Raw genomic sequence first — 15,579 nt, 5'->3', positions numbered from 1 at the left:
ATGTCGAAATTTTTTATCGACCGTCCGATTTTCGCCTGGGTGATCGCCCTGGTGATCATGCTGGTCGGGGCTCTATCGATCCTCAAGTTGCCGATCAACCAATACCCGAGCATCGCGCCACCGGCCATTGCGATCCAGGTGACCTACCCGGGCGCGTCCGCGCAAACCGTGCAGGACACCGTGGTGCAGGTGATCGAGCAGCAGCTCAACGGTATCGACAACCTGCGTTATGTATCGTCGGAAAGTAACTCCGACGGCAGCATGACCATCACCGCGACCTTCGAACAGGGCACCAGCTCCGATACCGCCCAGGTCCAGGTCCAGAACAAGTTGAACCTGGCCACCCCGCTGTTGCCGCAAGAAGTGCAGCAGCAGGGTATCCGCGTGACCAAGGCGGTGAAGAACTTCCTCATGGTCATCGGCGTGGTGTCGCGTGACGGCAGCATGACCAAGGACGACTTGGCCAACTACATCGTGTCCAACCTGCAAGACCCGATCTCGCGTACTGCGGGTGTCGGTGACTTCCAGGTCTTCGGTGCCCAGTACGCCATGCGGATCTGGCTCGACCCGGCCAAGTTGAACAACTTCAACCTCACCCCGGTGGACGTGAAAAACGCCATTGCCGCGCAAAACGTCCAGGTCTCGTCCGGCCAACTTGGCGGCTTGCCTGCCCTGCCCGGCCAGCAACTGAACGCCACCATCATCGGCAAGACCCGTCTGCAGACCGCCGAGCAGTTCAAGGCGATCCTGCTCAAGGTCAACCCGGACGGCTCGCAAGTGCGCGTCGGCGACGTCGCCGATGTCGGCCTGGGCGGTGAGAACTACAGTGTCAGCGCCCAGTTCAACGGCGCCCCGGCGTCGGGCCTGGCGGTCAAACTGGCCAACGGCGCAAACGCCCTCGACACGGCCAAGGCCCTGCGCAATACCATCGACGGCCTCAAGCCCTTCTTCCCGCAAGGTGTGGAAGTGGTGTTCCCGTACGACACCACGCCGGTGGTGAGCGAGTCGATCAAGGGTGTGGTTGAAACCCTGGTCGAAGCGGTCGCTCTGGTGTTCCTGGTGATGTTCCTGTTCCTGCAGAACTTCCGCGCTACCATCATCACCACGATGACGGTGCCGGTGGTGTTGCTGGGTACGTTCGGCATCCTCGCGGCGGCCGGCTTCAGCATCAACACCCTGACCATGTTCGGCATGGTACTGGCCATCGGCTTGCTGGTGGACGATGCCATCGTCGTGGTGGAAAACGTCGAACGGGTGATGAGTGAAGAAGGCCTGTCACCCAAGGAAGCCACCAAGAAGTCCATGGGCCAGATCCAGGGTGCGTTGGTGGGTATCGCGCTGGTGCTGTCGGCGGTGCTGTTGCCGATGGCGTTCTTCAGCGGTTCGACGGGTGTGATCTACAAACAGTTCTCCATCACCATCGTTTCGGCCATGGCCTTGTCGGTGCTGGTGGCGTTGATCTTCACCCCGGCCCTGTGCGCCACCATGCTCAAACCGATCCCCAAGGGTGAGCACGGCACACCGAAACGCGGCTTCTTCGGCTGGTTCAACCGCAATTTCGACCGTGGCGTTCGCAGCTACGAGCGCGGCGTGGGCAATATGCTCAAGCACAAGGCCCCGTACCTGCTGGCCTACGTGCTCATCGTGGTTGGCATGATCTGGCTGTTCACTCGCATCCCGACGGCGTTCCTGCCGGAAGAAGACCAGGGCGTACTATTCGCCCAGGTGCAGACCCCGGCCGGTTCCAGTGCCGAGCGCACCCAGGTGGTGGTGGACAAGATGCGTGAGTTCCTGCTGCGTCCGAGCAAGGATGGCGGCGAAGGCGATGCGGTGGCGTCGGTGTTCACGGTGACCGGCTTCAACTTCGCCGGTCGTGGCCAGAGCTCCGGCATGGCCTTCATCATGCTCAAGCCATGGGAGGAGCGTAACGCCGACAACAGCGTGTTCAAGCTCGCGGCCCGCGCCCAGCAGCACTTCTTCACGTTCCGTGACGCGATGGTGTTCGCCTTCGCCCCGCCGGCGGTGCTGGAACTGGGTAACGCCACCGGTTTCGACGTGTTCCTGCAGGACCGTGCCGGTATCGGCCACGACAAGCTGATGGAGGCCCGCAACCAGTTCCTGGGGATGGCTTCCCAGAGCAAGATCCTCTCCCAGGTGCGTCCGAACGGCCTGAACGACGAGCCGCAATACCAGCTGGAAATCGACGACGAGAAGGCCAGCGCGCTGGGCATCACCCTGTCGGACATCAACAACACCCTGTCGATTGCCTTGGGCAGTAGCTACGTGAACGACTTCATCGACCGTGGTAGGGTGAAGAAAGTGTACGTGCAGGGTCAGCCCGGTGCCCGCATGAGCCCCGAAGACTTGCAGAAGTGGTACGTACGCAACAGCGCCGGGACCATGGTGCCGTTCACGGCGTTCGCCAAGGGCGAGTGGGTCTATGGTTCGCCAAAACTGGCCCGCTACAACGGTGTGGAAGCGATGGAAATCCTCGGTGCTCCTGCCCCGGGCTACTCCACCGGCGAAGCCATGGCCGAAGTCGAAGCCATCGCCAAGAAGTTGCCGGCCGGTGTGGGTATTTCCTGGACGGGCCTGTCCTACGAGGAACGTCTGTCGGGCTCCCAGGCGCCGGCGTTGTATGCCTTGTCGCTGCTGATGGTGTTCCTGTGCCTGGCGGCGCTGTATGAAAGCTGGTCGATTCCGATCGCGGTCATGCTCGTGGTGCCCCTTGGGATCATCGGGGCGCTGATGGCGACCAGCCTGCGCGGCCTGTCCAACGACGTGTACTTCCAGGTGGGCTTGCTGACCACCATCGGCCTGGCGGCGAAAAACGCCATTCTGATCGTGGAGTTCGCCAAGGAACTCCACGAACAGGGCCGAACCCTGGTGGAAGCCGCCATCGAAGCCTGTAGGATGCGTCTGCGGCCGATCATCATGACGTCCCTGGCGTTCGTCCTCGGTGTGGTTCCGCTGGCGATTTCCACGGGGGCCGGTTCGGGCAGCCAGCATGCCATCGGTACGGGTGTGATCGGCGGTATGCTCACCGCGACCATCCTGGCGATCTTCTGGGTGCCCTTGTTCTTCGTGACCGTGTCGTCGATGGGTCGTCGCAAAAATATCGACCAGGACAACACTCCTGAAACTTCCAAAGAGGCTGGCCAATGAGCAAGTCGCTACTCTCCCTGACCATCGCCGCCGTCGTGCTCAGCGGTTGCTCGCTGATCCCCGACTACCAGCGGCCCGACGCACCGGTTGCGGCGCAATACCCGCAAGGGCCGGCCTACGAGGCCGCCAAGGCGCCCGGCCAGGCCGCCGCCGAGCAAGGCTGGAAGCAGTTTTTCCATGACCCGGCGTTGCAACAGCTGATCCAGGTCGCCCTGGAAAACAACCGCGACCTGCGCGTCGCGGCATTGAATATCGATGCCTACGCCGCGCAGTACCGCATCCAACGCGCGGACCTGTTCCCGGCAGTCTCGGCCACCGGCTCCGGCAGCCGCCAGCGGGTACCGGCACGGGCTTCGCAAACCGGCGAAGCGGCGATCAGCAGTTCCTACTCGGCAACACTGGGGATCAGCGCCTACGAGCTGGACCTGTTCGGTCGGGTTCGCAGCCTGAGCGAGCAAGCGTTGCAAAGCTACTTCGCCACCGAAGAAGCCCGCCGCAGCACCCAGATCAGCCTGGTGGCCAACGTCGCCAATGCCTACCTGACCTGGCAGGCCGACAAGGAACTGCTCAAGCTGACCCAGGAAACCCTCGGCGCCTACGAGCAAAGCTTCAAGCTGACCTCGCGCAGCGCCGAAGTCGGCGTGGCCTCGGCCCTGGACTTGAGCCAGGCGCGCACCGCCGTGGAAAACGCCCGCGTGCAACTGGCCCGCTACACTCGCCAAGTCGCCCAGGATGAGAACAGCCTGACCCTGCTGCTGGGCACCGGCCTGCCGGCCAACCTGAACGCGCAACCGTTGAGCGATGACCTGCTCAGCGAAGTGCCGGCCGGGCTGCCGTCGGACCTGCTGCAACGTCGTCCGGACATTCTCCAGGCCGAACGCAACCTGTTGGCCGCCAACGCCAACATCGGCGCCGCGCGGGCCGCGTTCTTCCCGAGCATCAGCCTGACGGCCAACGCCGGCACCCTGAGCCCGGACCTGTCCGGCCTGTTCAAGGGCGGTTCGGGCACCTGGAGCTTCGCGCCGCAGATCAACCTGCCGATCTTCAATGCCGGCAGCCTGCGAGCAAGCCTGGATTACGCGAAGATTCAGAAAGATATCAACGTCGCGCAGTACGAGAAGTCGATTCAGACCGCGTTCCAGGAAGTCTCCGACGGCCTGGCCGCACGTCAGACCTACAACGAGCAGTTGCAGGCCCAGACCGACTTCGTCGCCGCCAACCAGGACTACTACCGCCTGGCTGAGCGTCGCTACCGCATCGGCGTCGACAGCAACCTGACCTTCCTCGATGCCCAGCGCCAGTTGTTCAGCGCGCAGCAATCGCTGATCACTGACCGTCTTGCGCAACTGACCAGCGAGGTCAATCTGTACAAGGCACTGGGCGGTGGTTGGAATGCCGAGACGGGTAGGAACGAGCCGGTGGCGGAGAAAGCGCCGGAGACGAAGTTGTTCTGATCCGATGCTTAAAAACACGAAGCCCACCGAAAGGTGGGCTTTTTGTTTGTGCACCTTTTAACGCTGGCCTATGTGGGAGCAAGGCTTGCCCGCGATGGCGGCCTGACAGCTGGCCTTGCTCTTGTTGACTGGGTACATATCCATTTTCGCGGTAACGGCGGCTTAGGGTTCCGCCCTGACGGCGGCTCACTTTTGAAGAGCCCGGAAGCCGGCCCAGTCAAAAGTGACCCGCCGTCAGGGCGGAACCATTAGCGGCCGTTACCGCAGGAATGGATATGTACTCCGCCAAGACTGTCAGACCGCCATCGCGAGCAAGCTCGCTCCCACAAGGGATTGCGACCATCCAATCGGCCGTTTTGCCGTTCGATAATCGCCCAAAACCCGCAAACGGCAATTGAACCGATCCCGGGCCGCCCTTCACCATCGCTCGCACAAAACCAATAACAACAGGTTCGACGCCATGCCCCAACGCCCCGTCCCACCCGGCTGATTCCGATCGCCCTGACGCCCCTGGCTACCCCGTACCGCCAGCACCTCAAAAGTGCGGCAGCAACTCGCTTCGTCCACAAAAAATAGAGACAACGCCCATGAAGCCCACACAGCACCTGTTCCCCAGCCTTATCGCCGTAGCCCTGGCCAGCACCGCCCTGCCCGTCCTGGCCGCGGAATCGGGATTCGTCGAAGATGCCAAGGCCACGTTGAACCTGCGCAACTTCTACCTCAACCGCAACTTCACCAACCCGAACAATGCCCAAGGCAAGGCTGAAGAGTGGACCCAGAGCTTCATCCTCGACGCCAAGTCCGGTTTCACCCAAGGCACCGTCGGCTTCGGCGTGGACGTGCTGGGCATGTACTCGGTCAAGCTCGACGGCGGTGGTGGCACGGCAGGTACACAACTGCTGCCGGTACACGATGACGGTCGCCCCGCCGATGACTTCGGGCGCCTCGGCGTGGCCCTCAAGGCCAAGGTCTCGAAGACTGAGCTGAAGGTCGGTGAATGGATGCCGGTGTTGCCGATCCTGCGTTCCGACGACGGTCGTTCCCTGCCGCAAACCTTCCGCGGCGGCCAGGTCACCTCCACCGAAATCAACGGCCTGAGCCTCTACGGCGGCCAGTTCCGTGGCAACAGCCCGCGCAACGACGCGAGCATGGAAGACATGTCGATGAACGGCCGCGGCGCGTTCACCTCCGACCGTTTCAACTTCGGCGGCGGCGAATACGCCTTCAATGAAAAACGCACCCAGGTCGGCGTCTGGTACGCGGAACTGTCCGACATCTACCAACAGCAATATTTCAACCTGACCCACAGCCAGCCCATGGGCGACTGGACCCTGGGCGCCAACCTTGGCTACTTCACCGGCAAGGAAAACGGCAGCGCGTTGGCCGGCGACCTGGACAACAAAACCGCGTTCGCCATGCTCTCGGCCAAATACGGCGGCAACACCTTCTACGTCGGCCTGCAAAAAGTCGGCGGCGACGATGCCTGGATGCGCGTCAACGGCACCAGCGGCGGCACCCTGGCGAACGACAGCTACAACTCCAGCTATGACAACGCCAAGGAAAAATCCTGGCAAGTGCGCCACGACTTCAACTTCGCCGCCGTCGGCGTGCCGGGCTTGACCCTGATGAACCGCTACATCAGCGGTGACAACGTTCACACCGCCACCGTCGATGACGGCAAGGAATGGGGCCGCGAAAGTGAACTGGCCTACACCGTGCAGAGCGGTGTGCTGAAAAGCCTGAATGTGAAATGGCGTAACTCGACGATGCGCCGGGATTACAGCACCAATGAATTCGATGAGAACCGGTTGATCGTCAGCTATCCGATCGGTTTGTTGTAAAAGCTGAATATGGATGGAGGCTGTACCACCGTCATCGCGAGCAAGCTCGCTCCCACAGGGAATTGGCGGTGGGCGCAGATTCAATGGCCGCTGGAGATCAGTGTGGGAGCGAGCCTGCTCGCGAAGACGACGGCACATTCAGTATCTTCGAAAACTGACACACCGCTTTCGCGAGCAGGCTCGCTCCCACAGGGAATTGGCGGTGGACGCAGATTCAATGGCCGCTGGAGATCAGTGTGGGAGCGAGCTTGCTCGCGATGGCGTCATCACATTCAACATCGATGCAACTGACCCACCGCTTTCGCGAGCAGGCTCGCTCCCACAGGAATCGAGGTATGTCCTAACCCCGCGATTCGACACCCAGCTCATCCCAGACGGATTCGGCCAGGTGGAAGGTGGCATTGGCCGCCGGAATGCCGCAGTAAATGGCGCTCTGCATGATCACTTCCTTGATCTCGCTGCGGCTTACGCCATTGTTGGCGGCGGCGCGCAGGTGCAGCTTGAGCTCTTCATTGCGGTTCATGCCGATCAGCATGGCAATGGTAATCAGGCTACGGGTATGGCGCGGCAGGCCCGGGCGGGTCCAGATGTCGCCCCAGGCGTGGCGGGTGATCATCTCCTGGAATTCGCTGTTGAACTCGGTCAGGGCATTGAGGCTGCGATCGACATGGGCATCGCCCAGCACCGCGCGGCGTACTTGCATGCCTTCGTCGTAACGTTGTTTCTCGTCCACAGGAAACTCCTCAGGCACGGCCAGAATCAAGCAGGAAATCCAAGACCCGCGCACTGAACGCAGCACCGGCCTGGACGTTGGACAGGTGCGCGGCATGGAACTCGGCGTACTCGGCGCCATTGACGCGCTCTTGGATAAAGTGCCCACCCGACGGTGGCGTCACCGCATCTTCGGTGCCGGCGATCACCAGCAGCGGCACGCGAATCGATGATAACTGCTCGCGAAAATCGGCATCACGCACCGCCGCGCAGTTGGCGGCATAACCCTGGGGCGAGGTCGCGGCCAGCATCTCAGTGATTTTTTTTGCCGTCGCAGGCTGGGCCTCGGCAAAGTCGGGGGTAAACCAGCGGGCAATCGACGCATCGCGCAACGCCACCATCGCATCCTTGCCGTCACGCAGCACGGTTTCGATGCGCGGGTTCCACATCGACGGGTCGCCGATCTTGGCCGCGGTGTTGCACACCACCAGTTTGTGCAAGCGTTCACTGGCATTGATGCCCAGCCATTGACCGATCAAGCCCCCCATCGACAAGCCGCAGAAATGCACCTTGTCGATCTTCAACTGATCAAGCATCGCCAGCACATCGCGACCCAGCTGTTCAATGCTGTAGGGGCCTTCGGTCACCAGCGACTGGCCATGACCACGGGTGTCGAAACGCAGCACGCGAAAATGTTCGCTGAAGGCCGGGATCTGCTCATCCCACATGTGCAGGTCGGTGCCCAGGGAGTTGGAGAGCACCAGCACCGGGGCGTCTTGCGGCCCGTCCAATCGGTAGTTCAGATCGCCCTCGGCGAGTTTGACGAATCCCACAACAATCTCCTTTCAGGCATTCAAGGCAAGGTGTTCGGCCACGGCTCGGGCAACCCAGGTCTGGGCCTGGCCGAGGTAGTGGGCCGGGTCGAGCAGATGGTCGAGCTCGGTGGCGGATAACTGCGCGTTGACCTGGGGTTCGTCTCCCAGCACAGCGCGCAAATGCCGCTGTTCGGCCACGGCGCGCTTGCAGCATTGCTCCAGCAGATGATGGGCGGTGTCACGGCCAACCCGCTGGGCCAGGACGATGCTCACCGCTTCGGCCAGCACCAACCCCTGGGTCAGTTCCAGGTTGCGGGCCATGCGCGCCGTGTCCACTTCCAGCCCTTCGGCCAGCAGTCGCGCCTGTTGCAAGGCGCCGGAGACCAGGCAGCAGATCTCCGGCAGGGTTTCCCATTCGGCGTGCCACAGGCCCAGGCTGCGCTCGTGTTCCTGAGGCATGGCGCTGAACAGCGTCGACAACAGGCCAGGCACTCGTGTCGCCGCGCCGATCAGCACCGCCGCGCCCACCGGGTTGCGCTTGTGCGGCATCGTCGACGAACCGCCCTTGCCCGGTGCAGAAGGTTCGAAGGCTTCACCGGCCTCGGTCTGCATCAACAGGCTGATGTCGCGCCCCAATTTGCCCAGGCTGCCGGCGATCAACCCTAGCACCGCGCCGAACTCCACCAGGCGATCGCGCTGGGTGTGCCACGGTTGCTCCGGCAGGTTCAGTTGCAACTCGGCGGCCAGGGCTTCGGCGACCGGCAGCGCCTGTTCCCCCAAGGCGGCGAGCGTTCCGGAGGCGCCGCCGAATTGCAGCACCAGCAAACGCGGCTTGAGTTCCCGCAAGCGTTGGCGACTGCGGGTGATCGCCCCCAGCCAACCGGCGATCTTCATGCCCAGGGTTACCGGGGTTGCGTGTTGCAACCAGGTGCGCCCGGCCAGCGGTGTGGCGGCGTAGCGTTCGGCTTGTCGGGCCAGGGTCGCGGCCAGTTGCGCCAGCTCTGCCTCGATCAAGTCCAACGCTCGGCGCAGTTGCAGCACCAATCCGCTGTCCATCACGTCCTGGCTGGTGGCGCCCAGGTGCACGTAGCGTTCGGCCTCGGCGCTCTCGGTGGCGATGCGCTTGCCCAATGCCTTCACCAGCGGGATCGCCGAGTTGCCGGCACTGGCAATCGCTTCGCTCAACGCGCCAAAGTCGTACAACTGGGCACGGCAGGCGTTCTCGATCGGCGCCACCGCGGCCTGGGGGATCAATCCCACTCGCGCTTGGGCCCGGGCCAATGCGGCCTCGACGTCCAGCATGGCCTGCACCCGCCCTGCATCGCAGAACACCTCGCGCATGTCGCGGGCGGTGAAGTAGGCATCGAACAGCTGATTGCCCGGTCGTTCGCTCATAAACAGTCCTTCGAAAAATGGATGCCTTTGGCCAGAGATCGCTCCCGCTTGAGTGCGAAGCGCTCACAAGATAGGGCTGCTGCGCAGCCCAGCGGGAGCAAGCTCCCTCGCCACAATGAATCTAACGGGCCTTCGGTTCACCACTCACAGGTCATGGTGCAAATACGCCGGCTGCTTGGGCAGGCGCAGGCTGAACAGGAACGCCACCCCCATCATCACCGTGACATACCAATAAAAGGCGTTTTCCATGCCCTGGGCCTTCAGGCTCAAGGCGACGTATTCGGCCGATCCGCCAAAAATCGCATTGGCCACCGCGTAAGCCAACCCTACTCCCAGTGCCCGCACTTCAGGTGGAAACATTTCGGCTTTCACCAGGCCGCTGATGGAGGTATAGAAACTGACGATGGCCAGCGCCAGCGTAATCAGGACAAACGCCAGGAACGGGCTGCTGATGCTTTTGAGCGTCAGCAGGATCGGCACCGTGCACAACGCTCCCAGGCCACCGAACCAAAGCATGGAGTTACGCCGGCCGATCTTGTCCGCCAGCATGCCGAACAGCGGTTGCATGCACATATAGAGGAACAGCGCGCCGGTCATGATGTAGCTGGCGGTCTTGGCGTGCAGGCCTGCGGTGTTCACCAGGTATTTCTGCATGTAGGTGGTGAAGGTGTAGAAAATCAGCGAACCACCGGCGGTGTAGCCGAGCACGGTGATAAACGCCGCCTTGTGGTCGCGAAACAGCGCGGCGATGCTGCCGGCGTCCTTGTTCTCGCGCATTTCCTTGCTGCTGGTTTCTTTCAGGGAACGCCGCAGGAGCAGGGAAATCAACGCCGCCGCGGCGCCTACCACGAACGGAATCCGCCAACCGTAGGCACGCAGTTCGTCCTCGTTGAGAAACTGTTGCAGGACCACCACCAGCGACACCGCCAGCAGCTGCCCGCCAATCAGCGTCACGTACTGGAACGAGGCGAAAAAGCCGCGCTGGCCCTTGAGGGCCACTTCGCTCATGTAGGTGGCGGTAGTGCCGTATTCGCCGCCCACCGACAGGCCTTGCAGCAAGCGCGCGAACAACAGCAGCACCGGCGCCCAGACGCCGATGTCCTTGTAGGTGGGCAGGCAGGCGATGAGCAACGAGCCGAAGCACATCATCAGCACCGAGATCATCATCGAATTCTTGCGCCCGTGGCGATCCGCCACCCGACCGAAAATCCAACCGCCGATGGGCCGCATCAGGAACCCGGCGGCGAACACACCGGCCGTGTTGACCAGTTGCACCGTCGGGTTGTCCGAGGGGAAGAACGCCGGCGCGAAATAAATCGCACAGAATGCATAGACGTAGAAGTCGAACCATTCGACCAGGTTGCCGGATGAAGCACCGACGATGGCGAAGATGCGCTTGCTGCGTTCTTCACCGGTGTAGTGGCTGATTGGGATGGTCATGGGTTATTCACTCGTTGGGGGCTGACGAAGTCTAGACACACTTCGTAACACTCCCGTTCCACAAACAGTTTTTCGACGTGTAGTGCCTGTACTGCGGCCATCGCGAGCAAGCTCGCTCCCACAGGGTTGCATCTTCTCTGTGGCGAAGGAGCTTGCTCCCGCTGGCTTGCGCCCGTAGGAGCTGTCGAGCGAAGCGAGGCTGCGATCTTTTCCCAATCACTCGAGTTTCAAGTGAAAGATCAAAAGATCGCAGGCTTCGCCAGCTCCTACAAAGCCGAGCGGGAGCAAGCTCCCTCGCCACAAAATCGCCCATCACTCAGTAATCGAAGAACACCGTCTCGGCGTCCGTGCCCTGCAGGATCACGTTCCACTGGTACACGCCCGACGCATCGGGCTTGGCGACGAGGGTGCCGCGGCGCTCCTCGGGCACGCAGGCCAACAGCGGGTCAGCTTCGTTGGCCTGCTCGCCGTCAAAGTAGATGCGTGTCAGCAAATGCTTGACCAGCCCACGTGCGAACACCAGCACGACCAGATGCGGCGCCTGGGTCGTACCGCCCAGCCCTGGCACAGTGCCCGGCTTGATGGTGGTGAAGCGGAAGCGCCCTTCGGCATCCACCGGCACTCGACCGAAGCCCTCGAAGTGCGGGTCCAGGGGCTTGTCCTGGTCGTCTTCCGGGTGGGCGTATTTGCCGGCGGCGTTGGCCTGCCAGACTTCCAGCATCGCGTCGTTGACGAACTGGCCATTACCGTCGACCACCTGCCCGGTGATTGCCACACGTTGGCCAAGGGTTTGGGCAACGGTCAGGTCTTCGCGGTTCAGCCAGGTCAGGCCGATGTGGTAGTAAGGGCCAACGGTATGGGACGTGGTGGCGGTGAGCGTCATCTTATTTCTCCATCGGCGTGGCATCGCGGCCGCGCAAGACGATGTCCCAGCGGTAACCGAGGGCGTAGTGAGGGACGGTTTTTTCCAGGTCGAACCGGGCGATCAGGCGCTCCTTGGCGCGGGTGTCCGGCACGCAGTTGTAGATCGGGTCGTATTCCAGCAAGGGATCGCCCGGGAAATACATCTGCGTCACCAGGCGCGTCAGGATGCTCGGCCCGAACAGTGAGAAATGGATATGCGCCGGGCGCCAGGCGTTGTGATGGTTGCCCCACGGATAAGCGCCGGGCTTGATGGTCTGGAACTGATACCAGCCGTCGGCATCGGTCACGGTGCGACCGGTGCCGGTGAAGTTCGGGTCCAGCGGCGCGTCATGGTCGTCACGGTCATGGTTATAGCGGCCGGCGGCGTTGGCCTGCCAGATTTCCACCAGGATGCCGGACACCGGCTGGCCGTGCTCATCCAGCACCCGCCCGTGAATAATGATCCGCTCCCCCAGTGGCTCGCCGGCATGCTGGGCGGTCAGGTCGTGGTCCTTTTCCTGCAAGCGGTCGGCGCCTACCGTCGGGCCGGTAATTTCCGACAGCGAATGGGGCAGGAACACCAACGGCTTGGACGGCGAGCGCAGGTTGGTGGACTGGTACGGCGGGTGCAGATACTCCGGCTGGGTGCCCGCTTGGGGGCGACGATAACCAGGCTTGTCAGTCATGAAGCATTCCTCGGTTTTCTTATTAGTAGAGCGACGCGTCAGACGCGTTCGATGGCCAATGCCAGACCCTGGCCGACGCCGACGCACATGGTCGCCAGGCCTTTCTTGCCGCCGGTCTTTTCCAAATGGTGCAACGCCGTCATCACCAAGCGCGCCCCGCTCATGCCCAGTGGATGGCCGAGGGCGATAGCGCCGCCGTTCGGGTTGACCTGCGGCGCATCGTCCGCCAGCCCCAAGTCCCGCAGCACCGCCAGGCCCTGGCTGGCAAAGGCTTCATTGAGTTCGATCACATCGAAATCCGCGACCGCCAGGCCCAGGCGTTCAGTGAGCTTGCGCACTGCCGGCACCGGGCCAATGCCCATCACCCGTGGCGCGACGCCGGCGCTGGCCATGCCCAACACTTTGCCCCGAGGCGTCAGGCCATGTTTTTTCACCGCTTCGGCCGACGCCAGGATCAAGGCGGCCGCGCCGTCGTTGACACCCGAAGCGTTGCCGGCGGTGACGGTCTTGTCAGGGCCATTGACCGGTTTGAGTTTGCCCAAGGTTTCCAGCGTGGTGTCGGCGCGCGGGTGCTCGTCCTGTTCGACCACGGTTTCGCCTTTTTTATGAGTGATGCGCACCGGCACGATTTCTTCGGCGAAAAAACCTGCCGCCTGGGCCGCCGCCGTTCGCTGTTGGCTGCGCAAGGCGAAAGCGTCCTGGTCGGCGCGGGACACGGCGTAGTCATCGGCCACGTTATCGGCAGTCTGCGGCATCGCGTCCACGCCGTACTGGGCTTTCATCAATGGGTTGATGAAACGCCAGCCGATGGTGGTGTCTTCCAGCTTCATGTTGCGGGAAAACGCGGCGTCGGCCTTGCCCATCACGAACGGCGCCCGAGACATCGACTCCACGCCGCCAGCGATGGCCAGTTCCATCTCGCCGCTGGCAATGGCGCGGAACGCGGTGCCGATGGCGTCCATGCCCGAGGCGCAAAGGCGATTGAGGGTCACGCCGGGAATGCTTTCCGGCAGGCCCGCCAACAACAGCGCCATGCGCGCCACGTTGCGGTTGTCTTCGCCGGCCTGGTTGGCACAGCCGAGGAACACCTCATCCACCGCATTCCAGTCCACCGATGGATTGCGTTCCATCAGCGCCTTGATCGGCACAGCGGCCAGGTCATCGGCGCGCACGGCAGACAAACCGCCGCCAAACCGACCGATCGGGGTTCGAATCGCATCACAGATATACACGTCGCGCATCAAGCTTCTCCCGGTGCCTGGCCGTGGGCCGCCGCGGTGCGAGCTTCCAGGTCGCGCAGTGCGCGCAACTCCACCTCGGTCGGCTCGGCGGTGGTTTGCACCTGGTCGGCGAAACGAATCGCCCACCCGGTGGCCGCAATGACTTGCTCGCGGGTCACGCCGGGGTGCAGCGCGGTGACCACGAATTCATGGCTGCCGGCTTCCGGTTCCATGATGCACAAATCGGTGATGATGCCCACGGGCCCCGCCCCCGGCAGGCCAAGACGCTTGCGCGAATCACCGCCTTCGCCATGGCCCACCGAGGTGATGAAATCCAGCTTGTCGACAAACGAACGCGCCGACTGCTTGAGGATGATCAACACGCTTTTGGCGGAACCGGCGATTTCCGGCGCGCCACCGGCACCCGGCAAGCGGACTTTCGGCTGATGGTAGTCGCCCACCACCGTGGTGTTGATGTTGCCAAAACGGTCGACCTGGGCCGCGCCAAGGAAACCGACATCGATACGCCCGCCCTGCAGCCAGTAGCGAAAAATCTCACCGGTCGGTACGACAGTGTCCGCGGTTTCCGCCAGCTCACCGTCGCCGATGGACAGCGGCAGTACGCTGGGCTTGGCACCGATCGGACCCGATTCGTAGATCAGCACGACGTCCGGCGACGAAGTCAGCCGCGCCAGGTTGGCCGCTTTCGACGGCAGGCCGATGCCGACGAAGCACACGGCATTGTTCTTCAAGCGACGCGCCGCGGCGACGGTCATCATTTCGTTGGTGGAGTAGTTCATGGTTTCACCTGCGAAGCGGCTGCCAGCCGGGCCTGGAATTCACTGAAATCTCGAGTGCCGTGAATGTATTCGTTGATCCATGCGGTAAAGGTCTCACGGTCCCGGGCGATCGGGTCCCACGCCTGGTAGAAACGGTTGTCACGCTCGGTGTAGCCGTGGGCGTAGGACGGATGGGCACCGCCGGGGACATGGCACACGGCGCTCAACGCCCAGGTCGGCAGCACGCAGGCGTTCATCGGCGCGTTCAGGTCGTCGACGATTTCTTCCACGGTGACGATGCAACGCTTGGCGGCCAGGGCAGCTTCTTTCTGCACACCGAGGATGCCCCATAGCAACACGTTGCCCTTGCGGTCGGCTTTCTGGGCATGGATCACCGTGACGTCCGGGCGCACCGAAGGCACGGCGGCCAGGACTTCACCGGTGAAGGGACAGGTCACGCTCTTGATCAGCGGGTTGACCTTCGGCAGGTCAGAACCGGCGTAGGCCCGCAACACTGCGAACGGCAGGCCGGAAGCGCCAGCGACGTAGGCATTGGCTAGGTCGGCGTGGCTGTGTTCCTCGATCTCCAGCGGGTGTGGCCATTGTTTCTCCACGGCATCGCGCAAGCGGTGCAACGACCCGACGCCAGGGTTGCCGCCCCAGGAGAAAATCAACTTGCGAGCACAACCGGCGCCGATCAACTGGTCATAGATCAGGTCAGGCGTCATGCGCACCAGGGTCAGATCTTTCTTGCCCTGACGAATGATTTCATGACCCGCCGCCGTAGGAATCAGGTGAGTGAAGCCTTCGAGCGCGACGGTATCGCCGTCATTGACGAATTGCTTCACCGCGTCGTGCAGCGAAAGGATTTCAGCCATGGGGCAGGCTCCCGTTATCCAGTAGACCGACATGAAGAAAAAGGCGCTAGGTTAAGCGCCGGAGTGACTGAAGATTAAGCTTCGGGATGACGGCAAAACAATCCGATAATCGACTGAGTGTTCGTTTATCGAACAGATTGTTGTTTGGCTATCGATTTGCCCTCACATCGAAAACAGGTGGAACCCGTGGCGAGGGAGCTTGCTCCCGCTGGGCTGCGTAGCAGCCCTAATATAGAGGGCCGCTTCGCGCCCCAGCGGGAGCAAGCTCCCTCGCCACAGGTGTGGACTCAGG

12 protein-coding genes are annotated in these 15,579 nt (G+C 62.5%); 3 read left to right on the top strand and 9 right to left on the bottom strand.

The window, feature by feature from the left end:
* The 3 genes from emhB to ACLH0I_RS07690 all read left to right on the top strand — a co-directional run bounded on the left by emhB (window position 1) and on the right by ACLH0I_RS07690 (window position 6,460).
* The gene (gene emhB / locus ACLH0I_RS07700) at window positions 1–3,165 is read left to right on the top strand and encodes an efflux RND transporter permease subunit EmhB (RefSeq protein WP_411386714.1); all 3,165 of its coding nucleotides are present in this window, start codon (window positions 1–3) and stop codon (window positions 3,163–3,165) included.
* On the top strand, window positions 3,162–4,619 hold the full coding sequence (adeC, locus tag ACLH0I_RS07695) for an AdeC/AdeK/OprM family multidrug efflux complex outer membrane factor (RefSeq protein WP_411386713.1): 1,458 nt from the start codon (window positions 3,162–3,164) through the stop codon (window positions 4,617–4,619). Before emhB ends, adeC begins: the two co-directional genes overlap by 4 nt.
* 587 nt (window positions 4,620–5,206) lie before the next feature.
* On the top strand, window positions 5,207–6,460 hold the full coding sequence (locus tag ACLH0I_RS07690) for an OprD family porin (RefSeq protein WP_411386712.1): 1,254 nt from the start codon (window positions 5,207–5,209) through the stop codon (window positions 6,458–6,460).
* A gap of 340 nt (window positions 6,461–6,800) precedes the next feature.
* Here the strand turns inward: ACLH0I_RS07690 and pcaC are convergent, their stop codons facing one another.
* The 9 genes from pcaC to ACLH0I_RS07645 form a co-directional block, all read right to left on the bottom strand.
* The gene (gene pcaC, locus ACLH0I_RS07685) at window positions 6,801–7,193 is read right to left on the bottom strand and encodes a 4-carboxymuconolactone decarboxylase (RefSeq protein WP_030142291.1); all 393 of its coding nucleotides are present in this window, start codon (window positions 7,191–7,193) and stop codon (window positions 6,801–6,803) included.
* A 10-nt stretch (window positions 7,194–7,203) separates the two neighbouring features.
* The gene (gene pcaD / locus ACLH0I_RS07680) at window positions 7,204–8,004 is read right to left on the bottom strand and encodes a 3-oxoadipate enol-lactonase (protein ID WP_250965736.1); all 801 of its coding nucleotides are present in this window, start codon (window positions 8,002–8,004) and stop codon (window positions 7,204–7,206) included.
* Window positions 8,005–8,016: 12 nt separating this feature from the next.
* Window positions 8,017–9,381: a 3-carboxy-cis,cis-muconate cycloisomerase gene (locus tag ACLH0I_RS07675; protein ID WP_411386711.1), complete on the bottom strand. Its 1,365-nt coding sequence runs from the start codon at window positions 9,379–9,381 to the stop codon at window positions 8,017–8,019.
* Window positions 9,382–9,525: 144 nt separating this feature from the next.
* Window positions 9,526–10,821, bottom strand: a complete 1,296-nt coding sequence (locus ACLH0I_RS07670; protein ID WP_250965738.1) for an MFS family transporter — start codon at window positions 10,819–10,821, stop codon at window positions 9,526–9,528.
* Between the two features lie 316 nt (window positions 10,822–11,137).
* Window positions 11,138–11,704, bottom strand: a complete 567-nt coding sequence (gene pcaG, locus ACLH0I_RS07665; RefSeq protein ID WP_186704485.1) for a protocatechuate 3,4-dioxygenase subunit alpha — start codon at window positions 11,702–11,704, stop codon at window positions 11,138–11,140.
* Window position 11,705: 1 nt separating this feature from the next.
* Window positions 11,706–12,410, bottom strand: coding sequence for a protocatechuate 3,4-dioxygenase subunit beta (pcaH, locus tag ACLH0I_RS07660; protein ID WP_250965740.1), 705 nt, complete (start codon window positions 12,408–12,410; stop codon window positions 11,706–11,708).
* A gap of 38 nt (window positions 12,411–12,448) precedes the next feature.
* Entirely contained in the window at window positions 12,449–13,654 is a 1,206-nt protein-coding gene (gene pcaF / locus ACLH0I_RS07655) for a 3-oxoadipyl-CoA thiolase (protein ID WP_411386710.1), read from the bottom strand.
* Window positions 13,651–14,430, bottom strand: coding sequence for a CoA-transferase subunit beta (locus tag ACLH0I_RS07650; RefSeq protein ID WP_181290317.1), 780 nt, complete (start codon window positions 14,428–14,430; stop codon window positions 13,651–13,653). The genes pcaF and ACLH0I_RS07650 overlap by 4 nt, the downstream gene beginning before the upstream one ends.
* A complete protein-coding gene (locus ACLH0I_RS07645) occupies window positions 14,427–15,287 on the bottom strand; it encodes a CoA transferase subunit A (RefSeq protein ID WP_186730795.1) in 861 nt (286 codons plus the stop codon). The genes ACLH0I_RS07650 and ACLH0I_RS07645 overlap by 4 nt, the downstream gene beginning before the upstream one ends.
* Between the last annotated feature and the right edge of the window lie 292 nt (window positions 15,288–15,579).

The organism is Pseudomonas sp. MPB03, from assembly GCF_046605385.1.
In the GTDB taxonomy this organism is placed as follows: domain Bacteria; phylum Pseudomonadota; class Gammaproteobacteria; order Pseudomonadales; family Pseudomonadaceae; genus Aquipseudomonas; species Aquipseudomonas zanjanensis.
This window is presented reverse-complemented; position numbering and strand designations above follow the sequence as displayed.